At 64.2% G+C, this 22,497-nt stretch carries 24 protein-coding genes and 3 tRNA genes; 13 read left to right on the top strand and 14 right to left on the bottom strand.

What is annotated here, in order from left to right:
- Positions 1 to 5 precede the first annotated feature (5 nt).
- From ACTIFE_RS12475 to ACTIFE_RS12465, 3 genes are all read right to left on the bottom strand, one after another.
- On the bottom strand, positions 6 to 794 hold the full coding sequence (locus ACTIFE_RS12475; protein WP_439529479.1) for a MipA/OmpV family protein: 789 nt from the start codon (positions 792 to 794) through the stop codon (positions 6 to 8).
- A gap of 128 nt (positions 795 to 922) precedes the next feature.
- A complete protein-coding gene (locus ACTIFE_RS12470; protein ID WP_439529478.1) occupies positions 923 to 1,246 on the bottom strand; it encodes a c-type cytochrome in 324 nt (107 codons plus the stop codon).
- Between the two features lie 94 nt (positions 1,247 to 1,340).
- Positions 1,341 to 1,973: a TetR/AcrR family transcriptional regulator gene (locus tag ACTIFE_RS12465; RefSeq protein ID WP_439529477.1), complete on the bottom strand. Its 633-nt coding sequence runs from the start codon at positions 1,971 to 1,973 to the stop codon at positions 1,341 to 1,343.
- Between the two features lie 82 nt (positions 1,974 to 2,055).
- Here ACTIFE_RS12465 and ACTIFE_RS12460 point away from each other — a divergent pair, with 82 nt between their 5' ends.
- Positions 2,056 to 2,673 (top strand): DUF2306 domain-containing protein, encoded by a 618-nt coding sequence (locus ACTIFE_RS12460; protein WP_439529476.1) that lies wholly within the window; start codon positions 2,056 to 2,058, stop codon positions 2,671 to 2,673.
- 73 nt (positions 2,674 to 2,746) lie between these two features.
- Here ACTIFE_RS12460 and ACTIFE_RS12455 read toward each other — a convergent pair.
- Positions 2,747 to 2,821, bottom strand: a tRNA-Gly gene (locus ACTIFE_RS12455).
- A gap of 89 nt (positions 2,822 to 2,910) precedes the next feature.
- Positions 2,911 to 2,985: transfer RNA gene (locus ACTIFE_RS12450), tRNA-Gly, on the bottom strand.
- 292 nt (positions 2,986 to 3,277) lie between these two features.
- Between ACTIFE_RS12450 and ACTIFE_RS12445 the strand changes: the two genes are divergently transcribed.
- The 4 genes from ACTIFE_RS12445 (at position 3,278) to ACTIFE_RS12430 (ending at position 5,850) form a co-directional block, all read left to right on the top strand.
- Positions 3,278 to 3,796, top strand: coding sequence for a prolyl-tRNA synthetase associated domain-containing protein (locus ACTIFE_RS12445; RefSeq protein ID WP_439529475.1), 519 nt, complete (start codon positions 3,278 to 3,280; stop codon positions 3,794 to 3,796).
- Positions 3,797 to 3,914: 118 nt separating this feature from the next.
- Positions 3,915 to 4,889, top strand: coding sequence for a thioredoxin (gene trxA, locus ACTIFE_RS12440; protein ID WP_439529474.1), 975 nt, complete (start codon positions 3,915 to 3,917; stop codon positions 4,887 to 4,889).
- A 61-nt stretch (positions 4,890 to 4,950) separates the two neighbouring features.
- Positions 4,951 to 5,628, top strand: coding sequence for an LON peptidase substrate-binding domain-containing protein (locus ACTIFE_RS12435; protein WP_439529473.1), 678 nt, complete (start codon positions 4,951 to 4,953; stop codon positions 5,626 to 5,628).
- Between the two features lie 18 nt (positions 5,629 to 5,646).
- On the top strand, positions 5,647 to 5,850 hold the full coding sequence (locus ACTIFE_RS12430) for a Trm112 family protein (RefSeq protein WP_439529472.1): 204 nt from the start codon (positions 5,647 to 5,649) through the stop codon (positions 5,848 to 5,850).
- Positions 5,851 to 5,885: 35 nt separating this feature from the next.
- Here ACTIFE_RS12430 and ACTIFE_RS12425 read toward each other — a convergent pair whose 3' ends face one another.
- Complete coding sequence (locus tag ACTIFE_RS12425) at positions 5,886 to 6,215, bottom strand: DUF167 family protein (protein ID WP_439529471.1); 330 nt, start codon at positions 6,213 to 6,215, stop codon at positions 5,886 to 5,888.
- Between the two features lie 24 nt (positions 6,216 to 6,239).
- Positions 6,240 to 6,530 (bottom strand): YggT family protein, encoded by a 291-nt coding sequence (locus tag ACTIFE_RS12420; RefSeq protein ID WP_439529470.1) that lies wholly within the window; start codon positions 6,528 to 6,530, stop codon positions 6,240 to 6,242.
- Between the two features lie 140 nt (positions 6,531 to 6,670).
- Here ACTIFE_RS12420 and ACTIFE_RS12415 point away from each other — a divergent pair.
- Positions 6,671 to 6,746, top strand: a tRNA-Ala gene (locus ACTIFE_RS12415).
- A gap of 107 nt (positions 6,747 to 6,853) precedes the next feature.
- Entirely contained in the window at positions 6,854 to 7,267 is a 414-nt protein-coding gene (locus ACTIFE_RS12410) for a YchJ family protein (protein ID WP_439529469.1), read from the top strand.
- A 23-nt stretch (positions 7,268 to 7,290) separates the two neighbouring features.
- Here the strand turns inward: ACTIFE_RS12410 and ACTIFE_RS12405 are convergent, their stop codons facing one another.
- The 3 genes from ACTIFE_RS12405 to ACTIFE_RS12395 are packed head-to-tail and all read right to left on the bottom strand — an operon-like array spanning position 7,291 to position 13,137.
- Complete coding sequence (locus ACTIFE_RS12405) at positions 7,291 to 10,659, bottom strand: error-prone DNA polymerase (RefSeq protein WP_439529568.1); 3,369 nt, start codon at positions 10,657 to 10,659, stop codon at positions 7,291 to 7,293.
- 32 nt (positions 10,660 to 10,691) lie between these two features.
- Positions 10,692 to 12,230 (bottom strand): DNA polymerase Y family protein, encoded by a 1,539-nt coding sequence (locus tag ACTIFE_RS12400; protein WP_439529567.1) that lies wholly within the window; start codon positions 12,228 to 12,230, stop codon positions 10,692 to 10,694.
- Positions 12,231 to 12,255: 25 nt separating this feature from the next.
- Positions 12,256 to 13,137 carry an ImuA family protein gene (locus tag ACTIFE_RS12395; protein WP_439529468.1) on the bottom strand — a complete coding sequence of 294 codons (882 nt, stop codon included), beginning with the start codon at positions 13,135 to 13,137 and terminating at the stop codon, positions 12,256 to 12,258.
- A gap of 631 nt (positions 13,138 to 13,768) precedes the next feature.
- Here ACTIFE_RS12395 and ACTIFE_RS12390 point away from each other — a divergent pair.
- Positions 13,769 to 15,145 carry a lipopolysaccharide biosynthesis protein gene (locus ACTIFE_RS12390; protein WP_439529467.1) on the top strand — a complete coding sequence of 459 codons (1,377 nt, stop codon included), beginning with the start codon at positions 13,769 to 13,771 and terminating at the stop codon, positions 15,143 to 15,145.
- Positions 15,142 to 16,248 (top strand): GNAT family N-acetyltransferase, encoded by a 1,107-nt coding sequence (locus ACTIFE_RS12385; protein WP_439529466.1) that lies wholly within the window; start codon positions 15,142 to 15,144, stop codon positions 16,246 to 16,248. The genes ACTIFE_RS12390 and ACTIFE_RS12385 overlap by 4 nt, the downstream gene beginning before the upstream one ends.
- Positions 16,249 to 16,258: 10 nt before the next feature.
- On the opposite strand, the gene ACTIFE_RS12380 is transcribed toward ACTIFE_RS12385, so the two are convergent.
- From ACTIFE_RS12380 to ACTIFE_RS12370, 3 genes are all read right to left on the bottom strand, one after another.
- Complete coding sequence (locus ACTIFE_RS12380) at positions 16,259 to 17,887, bottom strand: acyl-CoA synthetase (RefSeq protein WP_439529465.1); 1,629 nt, start codon at positions 17,885 to 17,887, stop codon at positions 16,259 to 16,261.
- Between the two features lie 109 nt (positions 17,888 to 17,996).
- Complete coding sequence (locus ACTIFE_RS12375) at positions 17,997 to 18,455, bottom strand: TspO/MBR family protein (protein ID WP_439529464.1); 459 nt, start codon at positions 18,453 to 18,455, stop codon at positions 17,997 to 17,999.
- A gap of 125 nt (positions 18,456 to 18,580) precedes the next feature.
- Positions 18,581 to 19,405, bottom strand: coding sequence for a lytic murein transglycosylase (locus ACTIFE_RS12370; protein ID WP_439529463.1), 825 nt, complete (start codon positions 19,403 to 19,405; stop codon positions 18,581 to 18,583).
- 249 nt (positions 19,406 to 19,654) lie between these two features.
- Between ACTIFE_RS12370 and ACTIFE_RS12365 the strand changes: the two genes are divergently transcribed.
- From ACTIFE_RS12365 to ACTIFE_RS12350, 4 genes are all read left to right on the top strand, one after another.
- A complete protein-coding gene (locus ACTIFE_RS12365) occupies positions 19,655 to 19,951 on the top strand; it encodes a hypothetical protein (RefSeq protein WP_439529462.1) in 297 nt (98 codons plus the stop codon).
- A 208-nt stretch (positions 19,952 to 20,159) separates the two neighbouring features.
- Positions 20,160 to 21,164, top strand: coding sequence for a signal peptide peptidase SppA (gene sppA, locus ACTIFE_RS12360; protein ID WP_439529461.1), 1,005 nt, complete (start codon positions 20,160 to 20,162; stop codon positions 21,162 to 21,164).
- Entirely contained in the window at positions 21,161 to 21,469 is a 309-nt protein-coding gene (locus tag ACTIFE_RS12355; protein WP_106753672.1) for an integration host factor subunit beta, read from the top strand. Before sppA ends, ACTIFE_RS12355 begins: the two co-directional genes overlap by 4 nt.
- Before the next feature lie 32 nt (positions 21,470 to 21,501).
- Positions 21,502 to 21,867, top strand: coding sequence for a DUF1049 domain-containing protein (locus tag ACTIFE_RS12350; RefSeq protein WP_439529460.1), 366 nt, complete (start codon positions 21,502 to 21,504; stop codon positions 21,865 to 21,867).
- A 52-nt stretch (positions 21,868 to 21,919) separates the two neighbouring features.
- Here the strand turns inward: ACTIFE_RS12350 and ACTIFE_RS12345 are convergent, their stop codons facing one another.
- The gene (locus ACTIFE_RS12345; RefSeq protein WP_439529459.1) at positions 21,920 to 22,324 is read right to left on the bottom strand and encodes a VOC family protein; all 405 of its coding nucleotides are present in this window, start codon (positions 22,322 to 22,324) and stop codon (positions 21,920 to 21,922) included.
- Positions 22,325 to 22,497 lie beyond the last annotated feature (173 nt).

The raw sequence follows: 22,497 nt of genomic DNA, 5'->3' as shown, positions 1-22,497 counted from the left end.
ACGTCTCAGAAGACGTCGAACGAGAAGCGGTAGGTCACGCCAGTGCCGATGTTGAACTGGTTCCGGTCGCCCTTTTTCACGAGCGGGCTCTTTCCCGCATCGCCGATGAGCCGGTCATATCCACCTTGAAGATGCAGCTTGACCTTGTCGTTGAGGTCGTAGCTGAAGCGCGTCTCGACACCGACGCTCTTGAAGCCGCCGCTCGCCTTGAACTGGGACAGGCCACTTGCGGCCGACTCTGCCGCTGAGACGCTGAAATAGGTGTCCATGTATTTGGACGAGGCAAAGCCGACGCGCGGACCGATGCTCCATTCCAGCCGGTCCATCGGACGGGTGATCAGGTCAGCTCCGATCTGGCCGACCTGCCCCTTGTGGCCGTTGAAGCCCTGGCGCACCTCGGCAAAGACACGGAAATTCTCACCCTGGAAGCCAGCCCCGAGGCCTGCTTCGAAAGCCCAGTTGATCTTGCGGGTGCCGCGCAGGTCCTTGTCATCCGACGGCTTGCGCTCGCCGACGAAATTCAGGGATGGGAAGAAGAAGACGCCCGTCTGCTGCTTTCCGTCCGCCACCTGGCCAAGGCCGGGCACATAGAACCGGCCAACCTCAAAAATTGGCATGGGGGAAAAGAGATAGGAATCGGAGCCGTCATAGCGCGGCTGGACCAGAACACCGGCGCCAATATCCAGCACATACTGGGTCTGGGGCATCGGCATGGTTTCCTGCGCAAACGCGGGCGATGCGGCAAGAATAAGGGCTGCAATGGAGCCGAGTGCGATCGAGCGATACGGGAGCATCTTGTCGGGTCCGATTCTGGGGAGACAACGTCGCCGTAGCTTATACCTTCAATTGCAACCGACTGGTTACCGGATTGTCAATTTCGCAAGGGTGTGGCTGATCGGCCACGCCGATGATCCGCCTGACCCTAGCGCCCGAGAGAAACGATATAGGCCGCAAGATCCCGGATCTGCGGGTTGGAAAGGCCCATGTCCGGCATCTTCGGATGCGGATCGGCGAGAAATGTCACGATCTTGGCTTCCGTCATGTCCGGATTGGCGGCGATATCGAAGAAGGACGGAACCCCGATGGTGGCCGCATTCGACTGATTTTCCGAGACGACATGACAGGCAGCGCACCATTGCTGCGCCAGGCGCTCACCAGCGCCCGCATTTCCCTGGGCTGATAGCACCGGTCCTGCAGGCATCAAGGCCGCAGCAGCAAGGCACAGCACGATAACAAACCAGCGCATCGGGATAGCCTCCAAACCGGATGGAACAGGACTGCGCGATAGTTTCGCGCCCGAAAAGCCTACGCCGAGAAATCCAGGGCAGCCTTGCGCAGGATCAATCCGCCGCCGCCGATTGCAGCACCAGCCGGCGCAAAAGGCCGTTGAAATCCGGACGGGGTGTTGGCGTGAATCCTTTCGGATCGCATGCGCCAAATCCGAGCACCGCAAAGCCATGCACCAGCGACCAGACTGCGATCTCGAGTTGCTGGTCCGGCTCGGGCGCCTGCCGTGAGAAGGGCAGGCAGGCAAGCCGGAGTTCGGCATAGGCCGTTTCGGACGTCGACAGGAAGGTCGCATTGGACCGGTCGACGTCACCGGTCAGAAACATGACGTGAAACAGGCCGGCATGGTCGTTGGCGAAGCGAATGTAGCCGCGGCAAATACCCTCCAGCCGCGCCATCGGATCGTCGCCGGCGCCCTGGCGGGCCTCGCGCATGGCCTCGGTAAACAGGGCAAATGCCTCGGTCGCGACTGCGGTCAGCAGATCCGGCAGGCCGGCAAAGTGATGTGCCGGCGCGGCATGCGACACGCCCGCCCTGGCTGCAGCCTTGCGCAAGGTCAGACCGGACGGGCCCTCGGCATCAAGAAGCTGGATTGAGGCGGCAATCAGCGCCTCGCGCAGGTTGCCATGATGGTGCGGGCGTACCGGACCGGACAGGGAATCGGCAGGCTTCAGGGCTTTTGACATGTGCCGAGTATGTTCGGGATCTTGACAGTGTCAAGGAATGCCCTCAAACCTGTATCAACTTTACACTGTCAAGGAGAAGGGCATGTCTGGACTGCCGCAAGCACGCAATCCGTGGTTCGTTGCCATGAGCATCTCCTGCCTGTTGGTCGCCGTGGCGTCCTGGCGCGGGCTGGTCGCGCCCTTCGAACAGGTCATGGCGCATCTGGTGCACTACACGGAAGGTTACAGCCTCCCCCTGTTTGCCCATCTCGTGTTCGGCCCACTGGCCCTGGCGCTGGTGCCGTTTCAGTTCTGGAAAGGCTCGCGCCGCCGGCCCGGTCTGCACCGCTGGGCCGGCCGCCTCTATGTCCTGTCGATTTTACTGGCCGCTATCAGCTCCCTGGCCATGCTGCCGGGTTACCAGGGGTCGGCCTGGACGGGCGCCGGCTTCTTCACGCTCGCCCTTATCTGGATCGGCGCGACCGGCATGGGCCTTGTCCGCGCGCTGCAAGGGCGTTTCGCTGAGCATCAGATCTGGATGCTGCGCTCAGCGGCGCTGACCTTTGCAGCCGTCACATTGCGCCTGATGATGATCCCGCTGATGATTGCAGGCCAAACACCACTGGAGACCTACACTGTCACGGCGTGGGGCAGTTGGCTGGTCAATCTCGTGGCTGTCGAGACCTGGCTCGTCTGGCGCGGCCGCTGGCGACTGGCGTGATCGCCCGACCGCGGCGGAAAAACAAAAAGCCGCCTTACGGCGGCTTTGTTGCACTCTCGCGCCTGAGAGAAAATGGAGCGGGCGAAGGGATTTGAACCCTCGACCCCAACCTTGGCAAGGTTGTGCTCTACCCCTGAGCTACACCCGCATCCTGACTGTCGGTGGGTAACCGGCAGCAACCTCAATACCATCCCGCTCAACCGAAGGCCTGATCCATGATCAGCTATCGAGAGAGAATGGAGCGGGCGAAGGGATTTGAACCCTCGACCCCAACCTTGGCAAGGTTGTGCTCTACCCCTGAGCTACACCCGCATTTTCCGGCACCGGCATTGCTGCCCGCCGTCGAGGTGGGGTGTATATGAACCAAGCCGGTTCAGATTGCAACAGGGTTTTTTGCGGCATTTTCAGTGCTTCGCCGCCCCTGTGGACGAGCTGTGGACAGAGACTTGCCGGCCTGTCCGGATGACCGCAGATGCACTCTGTTCCAGGCCGTTTGTGTGCGCTTTGGCGTCGCGACCCGCCTTGAGCCTTGCGAGCTGCTTCGGCTAGAACATCGCGAGCCTTACCGCGCCGGAGAAGCCCGGCCCTGTTCTGGAGACCCTGAATGCCGGCAACCCGCGACGATCTGATGGCTTTTTTCGACAGGCTCGGCATCCGGACCACGACCGTCGACCATCGCCCGGTGTTCACCGTCGCGGAAGGCGCGGATATCCATGCAATGATCCCCGGCGCCCATACCCGCAACCTTTTCGTGAAAGACAAGAAGGGCAAGCTGTTCCTGATCGTCGTGCTGCACGATGCGACAGTCGACCTGAAACAGGTGCACAATCTGATCGGCGGATCAGGCCGCGTCTCCTTCGGCTCGCCGGAGCAGATGATGCAGTATCTCGGCGTCGTTCCGGGTTCGGTTACGCCCTTCGGCCTGATCAACGACACCGGACAGGAGCTGACGGTGGTGTTTGACGCGGCGATGATGCAGCACGATGTGCTGAATTTTCATCCGCTGTCCAATGACGCCACCACCACGATCTCGCGGGACGGGCTGATGACCTTTGCCAGGGGCTGCGGCCACGCGCCGCTGGTGATTGCGGTGACGGAAGAGGCAAAAGCGCAGGGTTTGTAATTCGCGTGCTCAACGTCCATGTTATGGACGACAAATCGCGGCAGGGGCGAATGGCGCCACCTGCGGCAAAGGCATTGTGGCCGTGTCGAACGGCCGGCACTTCAAGGGGCCAGGACACATGAGCACGGGTAGCTATTCCATGGGCGGCCAGGTTGGCGGCGGATTCGGCGGCAGTTTCGGCGGCGGCGCAAAGCCGGCAGCCAATCCGGCACCGGCCGGCGGCGATGACCTGATCAAGGACGTGACCACCGCAACCTTCGCCCGGGACGTGCTGGAAGCCTCGCGGCACCAGCCGGTCCTGGTCGATTTCTGGGCGCCCTGGTGCGGACCTTGCCGTCAGCTGACCCCGGTGATTGAAGGTGCCGTCAAAGCCGCCAAGGGCGCCGTCAAGCTGGCCAAGATGAACATCGACGACCATCCGGAAGTGGCCGGCCAGCTCGGCATCCAGTCCATTCCGGCCGTCATCGCCTTCAAGAACGGACAACCGGTCGACGGCTTCATGGGCGCGCAGCCCGAAAGTCAGATCAAGGCTTTCATCGAGCGGCTCGGCGGCGCGGTGCCGGCGGGCGGGGCGGATGACCTTCTGGTGGAGGGCGACGCCCTGCTGGAGGCCAAGGACTATGGCCAGGCAGCCCAGATGTTCGGGGCGGCGCTGCAGATCGACCCGGAGAATGTCCGCGCCCTCGCCGGTCTCGCCCGCTGCTATCTTGGCGCTGGTGATCTTGTCCGCGCCCGCCAGGCGCTCGACATGGTTCCGGAAGCCGGCCGCAAGGATGCCCACTACACCGCCGCCCAGGCCGCGCTTGCGCTTGCCGAACAGGCCGAGTCCCTTGGAGATCTCGCCGAACTGGAGGCTCGCATCGCCGCCGACCCGACCGACCACCAGGCCCGGTTCGATCTCGCCCTCGGCCTTGCCGCCCGCGAGGATCATCAGGGCGCTGTCGATCATCTGATCGAAATCGTCCGCCGTGGCCGCGACTGGAACGAGGATGGCGCGCGCAAGCAGTTGCTGCAGTTCTTCGAGGCCTGGGGCGCGAAAGATCCGGCGACCAACTATGGCCGGCGCAAACTGTCGTCCGTTCTGTTTTCCTGAGCGTATAAGGTCTGCGGGTCGGAACGGCCGGCTCGCAGGCACTTCAAGCAAGGACCAGATCATGCAGGCCGGGAATGCGCTCTACCGTACCATCGACGATCTTCCGGCGACCCTGCCGGTGTTTCCGCTGACGGGAGCCCTTCTGCTGCCGCGCACCCAGCTTCCGCTGAATATTTTCGAGCCGCGCTATCTTGCCATGGTGGATGCAGCGCTCGCCGGGCAGCGGTTGATCGGGATGATCCAGCCCGCTATCGGTCAGCCAGATGATGCAAGAAAACCGGCCCTCGCGCGTGTTGGCTGTGCCGGCCGGATTACCAGCTTCCAGGAAAGCGGCGACGGGCGCTATCTGATCTCGCTCCAGGGCGTTGCCCGGTTCAGTGTCACGTCAGAACTCGACACCATCACGCCGTTCCGTCAGGCTGCAGTGGACTTCACCCCTTACGCCGGTGACCTGATGCAAGGCGCGGGCGAAGCCGAGGTCGATCGCGCCGGACTGCTGAAGGCGTTCCGCGCCTATCTCGACGCCCATGGCATGGACGCTGATTGGGACAGTGTCGACAATGCCGAGACAGAGGTGCTCGTCAATGCCCTGTGCATGATGAGCCCCTATGGCGCAGCAGAAAAGCAGGCAATGCTGGAAGCTGCAGACCTGAAGACACGCGCCGAGACGCTGGTCGCCATCACGGAGATTGACCTTGCACGCGCGGCAGGCAATGACGGCGGCTCGACGCTGCAATAACGCATCAAGGAAACGACGATGACCGACGACACTCCGCGCCCCGGCGACCGCAGGATTGACCGCAAGATGCTGGAACTGCTGGTTTGCCCGGTGACCAAGACGACGCTTGAATATGATGCTGCGCGGCAGGAGCTTGTGTCCCGCGTTGCCAAGCTGGCCTATCCGATCCGCGATGGCATTCCGATCATGCTGGCCGACGAGGCTCGCAAGCTGGAGGACTGAAGCGAAGTCCTGATGGTCTTGCCCGTTGCGGCATGTCAGGTCTGCAGCAAGGTCTGGATACGGCCGGCCAGCGTGGCGGCATCACCGGTGACATGCACCTGTTTCAGACGCGCGGTCGCCCCGCCCTCAACCGAGACGAGGCTCTTGCCGACGCCCAGGGCCTTGGCGAGCAGGGCCTCCAGCGCAGCATTGGCCGCGCCTTTCTCCGGCACGGCCCGCACCCGGGCCAGGAGAACGGCCCGGCCATCGGACAACATGCCGAGGCCATCGACACTGTCCCTGGCGGCTTTCGGTGTCAGCCGGACAGCCAGCCTGACCCCGTCACGTTCAACGCGGAACGGCAGGGCAGAGGCAGGATCCGTCATCGCCGGTGCCGGTCCGACACCGGATCAGAAGACGTTCGGATAGACGTAGCGCACGATTACGTTCTGCAGCAGGAAGATGCCAAGCAGAAGCACAATCGGAGAGAGATCGAGGCCGTTCAATGACGGAATGAAGCGGCGGATCGGGCGCAGCACCGGTTCGGTCAGATTGTAGAGGATCTGGCCGACGGTCGCGATGAACTGGTTGCTCGAGTTCACAACATTGAAGGCATAGAGCCAGGAGAAGATGGCGCTGGCGATCAGCACATAGGTGTAAAGCTGAAGCACCAGGAGGAAGACGTCGAGAATTGCACGCATCGTGTTGTCCGTATCCGCATTTGGCCGTGACGCATCATGTAGCGGCCCCCCTCTCCTGCCGCAAGACGCGATCTGGTTTCAGCCTTAAGCGAAGCGCTTGACAGGGCTGCGAACCCCCTCCTAAATGCCGCGACCTGAAGGGGGCCGTAGCTCAGATGGGAGAGCGCTGCAATCGCACTGCAGAGGTCAGGGGTTCGATTCCCCTCGGCTCCACCAGCTCCTTGCTGACACCTTTCCTGGCACCTTTCCTGTCCGGGCGCCGCTCTTGGCTGGCGACCGACAGCAACGCGGGGCAGGCTGCCCTGCCCTGAGGCATGAGCGCGATGACCCCACTTGCCGCGAACGCGCCATGTCCCTGCGGATCGGGGCAGACGCTTGGCCTATGCTGTGGCCCGGCGCTGGCCCGCACGACGCCGGCCGCGACCGCCGAGGCCCTGATGCGCTCCCGTTACAGCGCCTATGTGCTCAAGGACATTGCCTATCTCAATGAAACGCTGTGGCCGAAGTTTCAGCCCGGCTTTGACGTCGCCGCAACCACCCGCTGGGCGGAGGAAAGCCGCTGGACCGGGCTGACTGTTCTGGCGACAGAGAAGGGCACGGGGGCAGCGCGTGACGGCACTGTCCTGTTCGAAGCGCGCTATCTTGCGGCCGCCAAGCTGCAGACGCACCGGGAACTGAGCCTGTTTCGCAAGTCTGGCGGGCGCTGGTACTACGTCGAGGCTCTGGACGAGAGCTGAGGTCGGCCGCGCCGGGATCTAGCTCAATGAAAGTTGCGACCGCGCGGCAGCACCTGGCGGGCACTGTCCATCAGGTCGCGCGGCGGCGGCAGGCGGGCAATGTCCTGCCGCAGTTCCGGCACCTCGCGCACCAGCATGGCGAGGCGGCCAGCGGGCTTCAGCTTTTCCGATTGCTCGATCACCGGACGGCGCACCTCGTCGGCGCGTGATAATCCGGCATCGGTCAACGGCTGGTCCGACAGCAGGGCCAGCAGGGGCGTGACATCCTCGAGTTCCTCCGCAACCACGTGGATGACACCCGCCTCGTTCTGCAGCCGGCCACGCACCCGGACGAAGCGCGCCCCCAGGATGATGGCCCGGAAGCGTTCGAACACCGCCGGCCAGACAATGACATTGGCAACCCCGCCCTCGTCCTCCAGCGTCATGAAGATGACGCCCTTGGCCGAACCCGGGCGCTGGCGCACCAGCACGAGACCGGCAACCGACAGGCGCCGCCCGGTGGACAGACGGGCAAGATGCTCCGCCGGTGTGACATCGCGCCGTCGCAGCAGATCGCGGACAAAACTCACCGGATGCGCCTTGAGCGACAGCGACAGGCTGCGATAGTCGGCAACCACATGCGCGCCCGGCGGCATGGGCGGCAGGGCAACATCGGGCTCCCGCCGCAGATCCGGCAGAGACGCCTGGTCGAACAACGGCAACCGCTCCGCCGCCCCGCCTGCTTCCAGCCCCTGCGCCGCCCAGAGCGCGGTCCGGCGATCCAGCCCGAGGGAGCGAAAGGCATCGGCCTCGGCCAGGCGGGCGATCACTGCCCGGGGCAGGCCAGTGCGCAGCCACAGGTCACGCAGCGAATCGTAGCCTTCGCCGCGCGGCTCAACCAACCGGCGTATGTCCGCTTCGGTAAGTCCCTTCACCTGACGGAAGCCGAGCCGGACCGCCCGGTCCGACAGGACCACGCCGGTCATCTCGCGATGACGGGGATGCAGGCCGCGCGCGGCAGCAAGCCCAGGTTCAAGATGCGCATCCCAGCCTGACAGATTGACATCGACCTCGCGCACCTCGACGCCATGCTCCTGCGCGTCACGCACCAGCTGCGCCGGAGCATAGAAGCCGAGCGGCTGTGCGTTGAGAAGGGCAGCCAGAAACACATCCGGATAGCGCGCCTTGACCCAGGCGGAGGCATAGACGAGGAGGGCAAAACTGGCCGCATGGCTTTCGGGAAACCCGTATTCGCCAAAGCCCTCGATCTGGCGGAAGCAACGCTCGGCGAAATCGCGGTCATAGCCATTGGCGGCCATGCCCTCGATCATTTTCTGCTGAAAACTGCCGATGGTCCCGACCTTGCGAAACGTGGCCATCGCCCGGCGCAACCGATCGGCTTCGCCGGGCGTAAATCCCGCTGCGACAATGGCGATCCGCATCGCCTGTTCCTGGAACAAGGGCACGCCCAGGGTCTTACCAAGCACGGCCTCCAGCTCGCGCGACGGATAGCTGACGCGTTCCTTGCCCTGGCGCCGGCGCAAATAGGGATGAACCATGTCGCCCTGGATCGGCCCGGGCCGGACAATCGCCACCTCGATGACAAGGTCATAGAAATGGCGCGGCCTGAGACGCGGCAGCATGGTCATCTGGGCCCGGCTCTCGACCTGGAACACGCCGATGGAATCGGCCCGGCACAGCATGTCATAGACCGCCGGATCCTCGGCAGGGATCGTCGCCAGGGTGAGGTCGCGGCCATAATCGGCCCGCAGCATGTCCAGCGCCTTGCGCAGAGCCGACAGCATCCCGAGCGCCAGCACATCGATCTTGAGAATGCCAAGGGCATCAAGATCATCCTTGTCCCACTCGATGACGGTGCGGTCGGCCATGGCCGCGTTCTGGATCGGCACCACCTCGTCGAGCCGGCCGCGCGTGATGACAAAGCCGCCGACATGCTGCGACAGATGGCGGGGAAACCCGATCAGTTGCCGCGACAGGGCCAGCACCTGGGCCAGCAGCGGATCGTCCGGATCAAGCCCCGCCTCCCGCACATGGGTCTCCCGCGTGCCGGAAGAGGAATGCCCCCAGACGGTCCCCGACAGCGCAGCCACAGCATCGCCCGACAAGCCGAATACCTTGCCAACCTCGCGCAAGGCCGAGCGGGAGCGATAGCTGATCACCGTCGCCGCAAGCCCGGCCCGCTCACGCCCGTACTTGCCGTAGATATACTGGATCACCTCCTCGCGCCGCTCATGCTCGAAGTCGACGTCAATGTCCGGAGGCTCCCGCCGCTCGGGCGAGATGAACCGTTCGAACAGCAGGTCCCCGCGTTTCGGATCGACCTCGGTGATACCGATGCAGAAACACACGGCGGAATTGGCCGCCGACCCGCGACCCTGACACAGGATGCCGCGCGACCGGGCGAAACGGACAATATCCGCCACGGTGAGGAAATAGGGCGCGTAATTAAGCTGGCTAATTATCTGCAGCTCATGCGCGATGGCCGCCTCCACAGCCGCCGGAACGCCGTCAGGATAGCGCCGCGTCTTGCCCAGCTCGGTCAGCCGCTCCAGCTCCGCCTGGGGATTGGCACTGGGGCCAGTCGGTTCATCGGGATAGTCGTAGCCAAGCTGATCGAGCGAGAAACTGGTCTCCTCCAGAATGACCAGGCTCTCACGCAGCGCCTGCGGACAGGGAGCAAACAGGCGCGCCATCGCCTCCGGCCCCTTCAGATGGCGCTCGGCATTGGCCGACAGCCGGCGTCCGGCAGTGGCCAGGCGCTCATGCAGGCGGATGCAGGTCAGGACATCCTGCAAGGGCCGACGATCAACCGCATGATAGAGCACGTCATTGGTGGCCAGCAGACGCGCCTCCGCCCGGTCGGCAATCTCCATCAGCAGGCCCAGCCGGCGACGGTCAAGCCCGTCATAGGCAGGCGGGGCAGCCAGGCGCAGCCCCGCGCCATGTCCCTCGCGCAGCCGGGACAGAACGGGCAGGAGGTGCTCCGGCTGTGGCAGGCCGGGCGGAGCCACCAGCGCGAGCGCGAAGCCGTCGCCGACAGCCAAGACATCCTCGAGCATCAAGGTACACTGTCCCTTGACGCTGCGCCGGTTGCCAAGGGTCAACAATCGGGCAAGCCGGCCATAGGCCTCCCGGTCGCGTGGCCAGATCAACAGGTCCGGCGTGCCATCGGCAAACACCAGGCGGCAACCGGGAACGTAGCGCAGCCCGAGGTCCCTGGCCGCCACATGCGCCCGCACCACGCCGGCAAGGCTGTTGCGATCCGTAAGTCCAAGTCCGGACAGCCCGAGCTGTGCGGCCGTTGCAACCAGTTCCTCGGCATGGGACGCGCCTTGCAGGAATGAGAAGTTGCTGGCAACGCCCAGTTCGGCGAAAGACGCCTGCCGCCCCAAAGGACCCGTGGCAACAGGGGGAAAAGACTTGCTCACGCGAAAACCCCTTGCAGGAACCAGCGCGGATCCGCCGTCTCCCGCTCATAAAGACCATCACGATAGATCCAGAAGCGGCGCCCCTCCTCATCCTCGATGCGGTAATAGTCCCGCGTTGGCATGTGAACAGGCTCACCCGGCGTCTCCGGCAGACGACCGGCCCCGCCGCCCCCCAGCCACCAGGGCGGCGCCAGACGCTCCGGCCCCTCGGACCGCGCCACCCGATAGAGCGCCCGGCGCCAGCGGAACCGCAACGGCGGTCCCTCCGGCACGATTGCAACGGCATCCACAGGCTCGGCCGGAACAAGCAGGCGCAGGGGCCGTGTCAGGGGGGCCTCCCCGCCGGGGCGTGGCTCACAGTCCCAGGCCAGCGCGGCATCGGCCACGGACGCCGCCGGCACCAGGTGAACCCGCACCTCGGGCAAATGATGGTCCACCGGCATGAACCGGGCGACCCGGGCGAGCCCAAGCCGCGCGCCCAGCCGGTCGACAAGGCCGGCAAGGTCTGTTGTCGTGTCCTCCCCTGCCCCCCCGAGGCTGGCCCCCTCAAGACTGGTCTGGTGCGGGGCAAAGGACTGCGCCTCCAGAACGGCAAGCCGCAGGAGATCAAAGCCGAACCCGGCCTCCAGCGCGCCCTCGTCGGCCTTCAGCTTCTGGCGGAACAGGGACAAAAGCGCTGCCCCGCCGCGCAAGGGGCGGCTGGTGCCCACCATCAGCCGCTGGACATGACCATCGACCCGGAAAAGGGTAAATTCAAACAAGCGCCCGCCTTCGACACGCCGCTCCAGCGCATCGCTGACCTGCCCGCCAAGCGAAAGCAGGATCGCCTCGATATCCTCCAGCCGGGCCACCGGTTCGAACAGCCGCCGTTCGGCCAGGATCAACGGCGGGGCGAGCCGGGGTGAAATGCTCTCGCCAGCCTCCCCCAGGGCCTGATCAAGACGGCGGAGCAACTCCAGGCCGTAGCGGGCGGCCAGAGGGGCACGGGGCTGACCGAGGATGTCGGCAATCCGGGTCAGGCCGACAGCCGACAGCGCAGCCACCGCCTCCGGCGCAATGCCAAGTGCAGCCAATGGCAAGGGCGCAAGAGCCTTTCGCACCTCCCCTTCCGGAACCAGCACCCCAGGCTGCTGTACCGATGTCGCGTGGCAGGCCAGGCCCCGGGTAGCAGCGGCCGTATCCGCAATGGCGGCCCGGACTGCAAAGCCTTGCCGCTGGAGCCGCGCAAGGGCATCGGCCATCAACCCGGCTTCGCCGCCATGCAGATGCGCACATCCCGTTATGTCCAGAACCAAACGGTCCGGCGCTTCAAGGGCCACCAGGGGCGTGTAACGATCACACCAGTCGGCAAGCGACGCCAGCAGCGCGGCCTCCAGTTCCGGGGCTTCACGGTGAACCTGAAGATCCGGCACCCTGGCCCGGGCATCGGCCAGGGCATCACCCGGTCGCAGCCCGCAAGCAACGGCGGTTGCATCAAGGCTGCGCAGCCGCAAGGCCTGACCGCTGTCATGGATGACAGCCTGCGGCCGGGTCACCGCAGAGGTCGCCGTACGGGCCGGTTCAGCCTGCCCGCCGCCCCGGGAAGGCAACAAGTTCACCGCCTGCAGCCGCAGGATCCGGTCCAACGGCAGTTGCGGAAACCAGAGTGTCAGAAGCCGCTGGCGCGGCAAGTCTGCTCGCGGCATGTGACCACTCCAGGGTGAGCCGGGCGGACGATCCTTCCCGGTTGCGATCAAGGGCAGCCCGCCAGCGTGACAGGCCGATGAAGGGATGCCTTCCCATCCCGGTTTCACTGCCGCCAGGGGCAAGGGCAACAGGCCCCGAAGCGGCCGGCGCAGCACGCCAGCGGGTAAGCGCTGCTCCCGGCTCTGCCACCGCGCCATGGCGCAGCAGGAAAACCGGCACACCGCTCTCCTGCGCCCGCAAGGACAGACGCCGGCTGGCCGTCAGGTCCAGGGCACGGACAAAGCCATGAAACTCGCCAACCACGGCGGCAAGCGCCGGGCAGCGGGCACCTTCCTCCATCGCCCACAAGGCCTCTTCCGGCCGGCGGGCAAGCACCAGGATGATCCGGGCCGGATCAAGTCCGAACTGCCACAGGCCCGGCGCATGCGGCAAACCGGTCTCCCGCCGCACCATCGGATCACACACCCAGAGCACTTGCCCCGGCCGTGAGCGCGCGACCGCAGCGACAAAGGCAAGCCCGAGACCGGACACGGCTCCGCAATCCCGACTTTCATCTGCGCCGATCTCATGCAGCGCGCCCAGCGCAAGGCCGGCGCCGCAGGCCATCAGCCCGTCAACCTCCGGCACCCCAAGGCGGACACGACCGGAGGCCCCGGCCTTGTCCTGCCCTGTATCGGACTTCGCCTGTGCCGGCTTGCCCGCAAGGTCGACCCTGGCCGGTTTCCCCGCCCTGGCGGCGGGAGGGGAAACCGGCATGAGCTGCGTGTCTGAAGGGAGGCGTCCCTCAAGTCCGGCAATGCGGCGACGCAGCTCATCAAGGGCCGAGCGGGAACGCATGGAACCGGGCGGGGGCACCGTTTCCTGTTCGTTCCCGGCAGGCGAAACCTGTTTGGGGCAAGGCGGCAGAGATGCGGCAACAGACGACACAGGAAAGTCTCCCGAATCTCTTCCGAAAGATTTTCCGTAAGGCCCCACGGGGCCCGCAGCGCGACCTTGCGCTCCCCCCAGGCCTGCGCCATGCTTCACATCATCCACCGGGCGAGCCGGGGTCGGTTCCGTTCTGGACCTTTCCATCGCGCCCTCAATGCCTCGTTCTTTTGTTCTCTTTCTGTTCTTATGGATTCCCGATCTCCAGACGAGAGTCAAGCAGCTAAAATTTCACAAGGGTCGAGCCCGGATGGCACCCGGCCTTGCCATGCCACGTTGCCGAACGACCAGAACCATTGGCTGTCAGGGGGCTAGGGCCGAGGCCAGGGCCGGGATGACCAAATCTTAAATGCGCCATGCGATAGACGATGCAGGCAAGGGACCGGACAGGCGGAGACGGCAGGTGGCAAGGCAGCGGGCGGCACGGACAGGGACAGGCGCCGCAGCGCGGCAACCTGCCATGTTTTCCCGCCTGCAAGGCTTGCTGCCGCAGGGTCTGCGGCAGCAGCTGGGGCAAAAGCTGGCAACCGGCGCAGGGCGCATGGCGCTCGTCATCCTCGCCATCCGCATCGCCGGCGCGGCGCTTGCCTATCTGTCCCAGATCGTGCTGGCGCGCTGGATGGGCGCTGCGGATTACGGCATTTTCGCCGTCGTCTGGACGCTGGCGCTGGTGCTGGGGCTGTTGGCCAGCCTCGGCTTCTCCGCCTCGCCAACGCGGTTCGTGCCGCAATACAATGCCGCGAAGGACATGAACCGGCTGCGCGGCTTTTTAAGCGCCAGCCGTCTCCTCGTGTTTGCGGCGGCCAGTCTCACCACCCTGGCCGGGCTGGAAGTGATCTTGTGGAGCCGGTCGCTGATCGATCCGCTGTATGTCTGGCCGGCAGCCATTGCCCTGCTTGCAGTCCCCTTGTTTGCGCTGACCAGCGTGCAGGATGCCATCGCCCGCAGCTATGACCTGCCGGCGCTCGGACTGCTTGCCTCCTTTATCTACAGACCCCTACTGCTGCTGGCCTTGCTGCTTCCCCTGGTCCTGACCGGCCATATCGTCACAGCGGCCATTGCCGCCGTGATGGCTGTCGCTGCGAGCCTCACCGTAACGGCACACCAGGCCTGGACACTGCAGCGGGAGCTGAACCGGCGCATCCCGGCGGGCCCGCACCGGCACGAAATGCGGCTCTGGATCACTGTATCCCTGCCACTGCTGATGGTGGAGGGCTTTCTCCAGCTTCTCAGCAGCGCCGACGTGGTGATGGTCAGCTTCTGGCGTCCGCCGGAAGACGTTGCGATTTACTTTGCCGCCTCAAAGACGCTTGCCCTGGTGCATTTTGTCCACTTTGCCGTCCGTGCAGCCTCGGCGCATCGTTTTGCCGGCCTTGCCCAGGGCGCGAACCGGAGCGCCCTCGCCGCCTATGCCCGGCAGACGAGCCGCTGGACCTTCTGGCCGTCCCTGGCCGCAGGAACTGTGCTCATAGTCCTGTCACCGCTGCTCTTGGCCCTGTTCGGCCCCCAGTTCAGCGCCGGCGCCCCGCTGATCGCCATCCTCGTCATCGGGGTCCTGGCCCGCGCCAGCATCGGACCGGCGGATGCCCTTTTGGGCATGAGCGGCCACCAGAAAAGCTGCGCCGCTGTCTATGCCGGTGTGTTTGCGGTCAATGTCTGCCTCAACATGGTGATGATCCCGCTCTATGGGCTGATCGGCGCTGCGGTTGCAACATCGCTTGCCATGATCATCGAAGCCATTGCCCTTGCGCTGATGACACGGCGGCGGCTGGGGTTTGTCCCCTTTGCCCTCCTGCCGGACAGGCACCGCACACCCGGCCGAACAGGTACCGCATGACCTTCACCACCCGCCTGTGCCCGCTCGCTGAAAATACCGCCTGGAACCAGCTCTATGCCGAGGCGCTGGAGCCAAATCCGTTCTTCGGTCCAGGCTTCCTGCTGCCTTATGCCGCCCATCTGAAACGCGGCCAGTTGCACCTTGCCGTCGTCAAGGAGGCGGCCACAGGCCGCTGGCTGATGGCAGCGCCCGTTGGGCGACGGCAGGCGGGGTTCCTTGTCCCGACGGCAACGCTCTGGGCCAGCGAATATGGCCCGCTCGGCACGCCACTGGTCCACCCGCAATGCCCTGCCGACGCCATTCCCGGGTTCCTGGAAGCGGCCTCTTCTGTTGCCGCCCTGCCGGGCGCAAGCAGCCTTGATATCCCGTTCCTGCCGCTGGAAGGGCCGGTTGCCCGCCTGCTGCGCCAGGGCGCAAGCGGCTGGACCATTACGCAAGGACCCGCCGAGGACCGCGCGGCCCATGCGGCAGGCGCTGAAGGGGCGCAGCAGCTGGCAGAGGTCATGACCGGCAAGCGGCGCAAGGAATACGATCGGCTGGCGCGCCGTCTGCAGGAGCTTGGCGACGTGCGCGAGGAAAGTTACCGGGGTGCGGCGGCCCTGTCCGCCTTCGAGGACTTCCTGACCCTGGAAGCTGCCGGCTGGAAGGGGCGCTCGGGCACGGCGCTCGCCAGCAACGGACAGACCGACGCCTTCGCGCGCAGCTTCGTGGCCGCGCTGGCGACGGCAGACGCACTGCAGGTCGAGGCCTTGCGGCTCGATGGGCGCGCGATCGCGCTCCTGGTAATGGCAGAGCATGGCGGCCGGGCCTATGCCTGGAAGATCGCCTATGCCGAGGAACTTGCCCGCTTTTCTCCCGGCCAGCGCATCACGCTGCAGGCGCTACGCAACGGGGTGAATGATCCCTGCCGGTCCGGAGGCGGCGATTCTCTGGCCATCCCCGACCATCCGATGATCAACCCGCTGTGGCGCGGGCGCATGACATATGCCACGTTCCGCTTCACGCGGGGCCCGTTGGCGGCGCCAGTCGCGGCTGTGCAGGCGGCAGATCGCTTCGCATTCCGCGCCGCGCGGCACCTGTATCATCGTTTGAAACGGCGCTGACGGGGAAGGCTCAGCCCTCTGCCTTCGCCCGCTCCCGCAATTCGCGCCGGATGATCTTCCCCGTGGTGGTCATCGGCAGTTCATCCAGAAACGCGATCTCGCGCGGATATTCATGCGCCGACAGACGCGTGCGCACATGGGCGCGGATCTCCTGTGCCAGGGCTTCATCGCCCTGGTAGCCTTCGGCCAGAACCACATAGGCCTTGACGATTTCGGTGCGCAGGGCGTCCGGCTTGCCGATGGCCGCCGCCAGTTTCACGGCTGGATGAGTGAGGAGGCAATCCTCGATCTCACCGGGACCGATACGATAGCTGGCCGAGGTGATGACATCGTCGTCCCGGCCGATGAACTCGACATAGCCATCCCGGTCCATCACCCCCTGGTCGCCGGTGGTCATCCAGTCGCCGATGAACTTCTCCGCTGTCGCCTCCGGCTTGTTCCAGTACTGCAGGAACATCACAGGATCCGGCCGCCGCACGGCAATCTGGCCCTGTTCTCCACGCGGCAGCACCACGCCGTCCGGTCCGATGATCGCAACCTCGTGGCCCGGGATGGCACGCCCGATGGCGCCCGGGCGCGACACGCCGAGCCCGGCGCAGGAGCCAAGGACCGCGTTGCACTCTGTCTGGCCGTAGAACTCGTTGACCGGCAGGCCCAGTTCACTGCGGGTCCACTCAAACGCCTCACGTCCGAGCGCCTCACCGGCCGAGCCGATGCTGCGCAGCTTGAGATCAAACCGGCGGCCCGGGTTTTCGACCGCGCGCATCATTTTCAACGCGGTGGGCGGAACGAACACGTTGCGCACGCCCTGGGTTGCAATCAGGTGGAACGCCTGTTCCGGATCAAATTTCTGCGCCGAAAAGGCAATCACCGGCACGCCGAGGTGAAGCGAAGGAAACAGCGCATTGAGCAGCCCGCCCGCCCAGGCCCAGTCGGCCGGGGTCCAGAGCAGATCACCCGGTTGGCCGAGAAATTCCTGCGACAGTTCAATGCCCGGCAGATGCCCGAGCAGCACCCGGTGACCATGCAAGACGCCCTTCGGCTGGCCAGTGGTGCCGGAGGTGTAGATCATCAGGGCTGGATCGTTGAGACCGGTGTCCAGACAGGTGAAGGTATCACGGGCCCGCTGCATCAGGTCCTCGAACCCGTCTGCACCATCCCCCGCCCCGTCGACGCTGATCACCTGTTCCAGGCCTTGCAGATCAGGGCGCAAGGGTGCGACCTTGGCCAGGCCCGCCGCATTGGTCACCAGCACGCGCGCACCGGAATCGGTCAGCCGGTAACGCAGCGCATCCGAGCCGAACAGAGCCGCCAGTGGCACCGCAATGGCGCCAAGCTTGTAGACGGCCAGATGAACGATTGCGGTTTCCGGAGCCTGCGGCAGCAGGAGCGCCACCCGGTCCCCCGGCTTGATGCCCCGGGCGGCCAGAACATTGGCAAAGCGGTTGGAGGCGGCGGCAAGACCGGAGTAGGTCCAGTCACGCACGCTGCCATCCGGAAACACCTGCCGGATTGCAAGACGGCTCGGCTCGCGGGCCGCCCAGTCGTCGCAGACAGAGCGGGCGATATTGTAGCGCGCCGGCAGGTTCCAGGAGAACCCGGCACTCAGGCTGTCGAAATCCGTCGCCCGGCTGAGCATCGGCTGACCTTTCTCATCATTCCAAGGCGGCAGAGCCTAATGAGGCTCGTGCTGCAGCGCAATAGAGGAGGAAAGGTCCGTTGTTAAGCCGGTAAACGGTCGTGCCGGATCAGTTGAGGACCACCAGAGCCCCGTTCAATGCGCTGGCATAGGCAACCCAGACCGCGTAGGGCAGAAACAGCAGCGCCGCCAGGCGATCGGCAGGCCAGGACACCCGGATAAACAGAACAATGGTGATCAGCAGCGCCAGGATGATGCCCAGACCGAAATCCAGCCGGTGCAACGTGAAGACCACCGGACTCCAGGCGAAGTTGAGCACCAGTTGCAAGACCCAAAGCCGGAACGGGGCGGCGGCCAGCCCCAGGGCACACACACGCCAGCCCGCCACGGCAATGGCGATGTAAAGCAGGGTCCAGACCGGCGGAAACAGCCAGTTTGGCGGCGTGAAGGATGGCTTCACCAGCCCGGCGTACCATTCGCCCGGCAGATTGGTGGCGCCGATGAACAACCCGCCACCGACAACCAGCACAAGGAAAACCAACAGGGAAACGAGGGAGGACCGCGACATCAGCAACTCCTGAAACAGGCCAGCGACACACATCACCGGCGCATCGGTGCCGGCGCCCTCTCGCCGGCAATTCCGCGTCACTTGGCAAAAAAAATCAGAACCGCACCAACCGGTCTCGATCCGGATCAGTTCTCGAGCTTTTCAGCCATCACGCCGATGGTCTTCACATAGACCTCGGCCCTGTTCCAGTCGCGCAGGACAGCCTCATTGGCGCTGCCCGGACCCCAGCCTTCACCCGGCCGCCAACCTTTCTGCTTCAGATAATTGGCAGTGGACGCCAGAACATCAGGAACAGACCGGATCAGATCACGCTTGCCGTCGCCGTCATAGTCGACGGCGTAATTGACATAGGAACTCGGCAGGAACTGCGTCTGGCCAAGCTCGCCGGCCCAGGCACCGCGCATGTCTTCCGGCGCCTTGTCGCCATTCTCGATGATCTTGAGTGCCGCGACGAGTTCGCGCGTGAAGAACTCACTGCGGCGACAATCGTAAGACAACGTGGCGAGCGAGCGGACGACCTGCATCTTGCCCGATCCCGAGCCATAGCCAGTCTCCAGCCCCCAGATTGCAAGGATGATCTGCGGCGGCACGCCGTAATCGCGTTCGATCCGGGAGAACAGGCCGCCATATTGCGCCCAGAGGGTCTGACCACGTTTGATCAGCGCGTTGTTGACCCGGCGCTTGTAGAATTCGTCAAAGCTCAGCTTGAAGGACTTCTGGTTCCGATCAAGCTTGATCACCTGCGCATCATAGGTGACGCCGTTCAAAGCCGCAGAAACGGTGTAGGAACTCAGTCCGTGCCTGGACGTGGCCTCCTGCTTGAACGCCTGGAGCCAGGCCGCAAAGCCGCTGGCATCAGAGCCACATTTTGCCGCCAAGGCTGCCGGAGCAGACAGAACGACGGCAGAAAAAGAGACACCAGCAATGAACGAGCGCAGGTTCTTGCGCATGAGAACAACCTCCGGAGCGGGGAACACCGTCCCCGGTGAACGGGCAGACCAGCAATTCCTCACACAACCGCCCGAAAACGGCACCTATGTGGCGAGCGTCGCTCATTGTGGCGTATTTCCATCTGTTTAACCGTATCATGAACAGGATTTTGCCCTGCAAGTGTTCCGCAACTTGTTTGTCACAAAGTGAAATTCTCAGCCGGCAAGCTTCAGACCGCCGGTCACGAATGTGGCATAGGGAGGACCGGAATGCGTGCATCCGAACCGCAGATCCAGACGGATTTCGAGCTGGAGCGCTATATTATCGAACATCGTGACCCGAGAGACGAGGCCGCACCGGCAGCCCCGCATCCAGCCGTTCTTGCGATGCGCTATCTCTTCGACAACGGACACCTGAGCGCTTGTGGCTTTACTGCAGAACTGGCCGGTGTCCGAACCATGGACGACCTTGCCGATATGCAAGTCAGTGCCCTGAGGGCAACACTCGCGACGATGCAGACGAAAGACCAGACGGCAAAGACCATCGGACTCCAGCGCGTCAGCTGAAATCCTCCGGAAACTGCCGTTCCGTATCCCCGTCGCCCAAGGCCTGAACAGGCTCAAGGCTGACGGAAATGTGCTAGGTCTGGCCCCTGCGCGCCATGGCGATGAAACTGCCGCAGGCAGATTCTGAAGGATATGGCCTTTTCAAGCCCACTGCGGCTGTGTAGCCATGAGGACTGACGAGGGTCAGTCCTCACGGAGATAGCGCCGCATGTCCCTGGATCCCGATGCCATAGTCGACCGCCGCCGCCTGCGCCGGAAACTGACGTTCTGGCGGGTCGCCGCCTTTTTGATCCTTGCTGTAGCCCTTGGCGCTGCAATTGTCGCTGTCACAGGCCTCGCCGATGCCTCGCGCCGCTCAGCCCATATTGCCCGCATTGCCATCGATGGCGTGATTCTGGATGACCGCCAGCAACTGAAGATGATCCGGGATATCTCGGAATCAACGGCTGTCAAAGGTGTGATCCTGTCCATCAACTCGCCCGGCGGCAGCACCACGGGCGGTGAAGCGCTGTATGAAGCACTGACCGAACTGGCAAACAAGAAGCCGCTGGTCGCAGAGATCAGGACGGTCGGCGCCTCGGCCGGCTACATGATTGCCCTGGCCAGCGACCATATCGTTGCCCGCTACAATTCCATTACCGGCTCCATCGGCGTGCTTTTCCAGTACGGCAACATCGAAAAACTGCTCACCACGCTCGGTATCGAGATGGATGCGGTGAAAAGCTCTCCCCTGAAGGCCGAACCGGATTTCTATTCCGCAACAAGCCCGGAAGCCCGTCAGGTGCTGGAGACACTGGTGGGCGACAGCTACGACTGGTTCGTGCGTCTGGTCGCCGACCGCCGCAATCTCGACGATGCTCGTGCCCGGGAACTGGCCAATGGCGCGATCCTGACCGGATACCGCGCGAAAGAAGCTGGCCTGATCGACGCCATCGGCGGAGAGGATACAGCGATTGCCTGGCTGCGCGCCGAAAAAGGCGTCCCCGGCGGATTGCCCGTCGTGACCTGGAAGGTCCCCAAGGAGGCAGGCAATCTGCCTTTCGCTGCCCAGATCGGCCATAGCCTGGGCGAAGGGGCGGTCAGCGCGCTGATCGGCCACGTTTCGGACGCTAAAGGATTGATTTCCCCGAGCCTTACGCTTGACGGACTGGTCTCTGTTTGGCACGCTCCCAACGCGGCAGAGACAGAAGCAAAACGAGGGGGCGGGGAATGATCAAGTCCGAACTGGTTCAGCGCATCGCCGAACAGAACCCGCATCTCTACCAGCGGGACGTCGAGAACATCGTCAACGCCATCCTTGATGAGGTCACCGAAGCGCTGATGCGTGGGGACCGTGTCGAGTTGCGTGGCTTTGGTGCCTTTTCCGTCAAGAACCGCCCGGCTCGCGTCGGTCGCAATCCCCGCACCGGCCAGAAGGTCGACGTGGACGAGAAATACGTGCCCTTCTTCAAGACGGGCAAGGAAATGCGCGAACGCCTCAATGATGGCGTTGATCACGGTGAAGACGACGACGACTGATTACCTGCATTCAAGCGAAAGGCTTCAGACCCGTGACACGCTTCCTGAAGAACATCATCCTGTTCGTCATTGCGCTTGTGTTGTTGCCGCTGTCTGTTGCCAACCGCCATGGCGTCAACATCTCGCTCAATCCCTTTGATCCGCAGGATCCACGCCTGACGATCACCGATGTGCCGCTGTTCTGGGTGATCTTCTGCGCAATCCTGGCCGGCATCGCCATCGGCGGACTTGGAGCATGGGCCAAGCAGGGCAAGTGGCGACGGGAAGCCCGCGTGAAGCGCAGCGAAGCCGACAAATGGCATCGTGAGGCGGATCAGTTGCGGGCAGTTGTTGCCGACCAGGCCGCGACCAGTAGCCCGGCCTTGCCAGCACCCGCTAAAGACAGCCGCGCGGCCTGAAGGCGGCGACCAACGGCCCTTGAACCGCGCAAGCCCTTTGACCGTCGCAGCGTCAGCTGCCGGTCTCGCTGACGGTCTCGCTGACGGTTTCCGGCGTGATCCAGCCAAGCACCGCGCCAGAGGGATCGCGCACGATGGCAAGGCGCCCGGCCCCGGCAGCTTCAAAGGGCGGGCGGATCAACTCAGCCCCCGCCTTTACAGCCTGCGCAACCCGCACATCGACATCGTCGACGGCCAGATATGAAAACCAGTGCTCCGGCAAGCCGTCGAAGTCCGGGCTGGTCATCGTGAAGATGCCGGCGACGGGACAACCGTCCATCATGGCAACCCAATAGACGCCGTCATCCATCGGCGTCTCCGAGAAGGTCCAGCCCAGCGTGGCGCCATAGAACATACGCGCCCGTTCCGGATCGCGCGTGTTCAGTTCATTCCAGTGAAAATGTCCATGCAGTGTCATCTTGCCCCCAAGCATTCCGGGCCTGGCCAAAAGCCACGCCTGACAAAACCCCAAAGGGAACGCTACAGGCGGGCTCGTGTCACCACAATGAACCTTTAGAGCGTGTCGCGTTTAATTAGTTCCATATCCTGCGGCTTTGAAGAAGTTGTAGCATTCCTCATCGGTGAAGATGT

This window comes from Pannonibacter sp. (assembly GCF_051860505.1).
Taxonomy (GTDB): domain Bacteria; phylum Pseudomonadota; class Alphaproteobacteria; order Rhizobiales; family Stappiaceae; genus Pannonibacter.
This window is presented reverse-complemented; position numbering and strand designations above follow the sequence as displayed.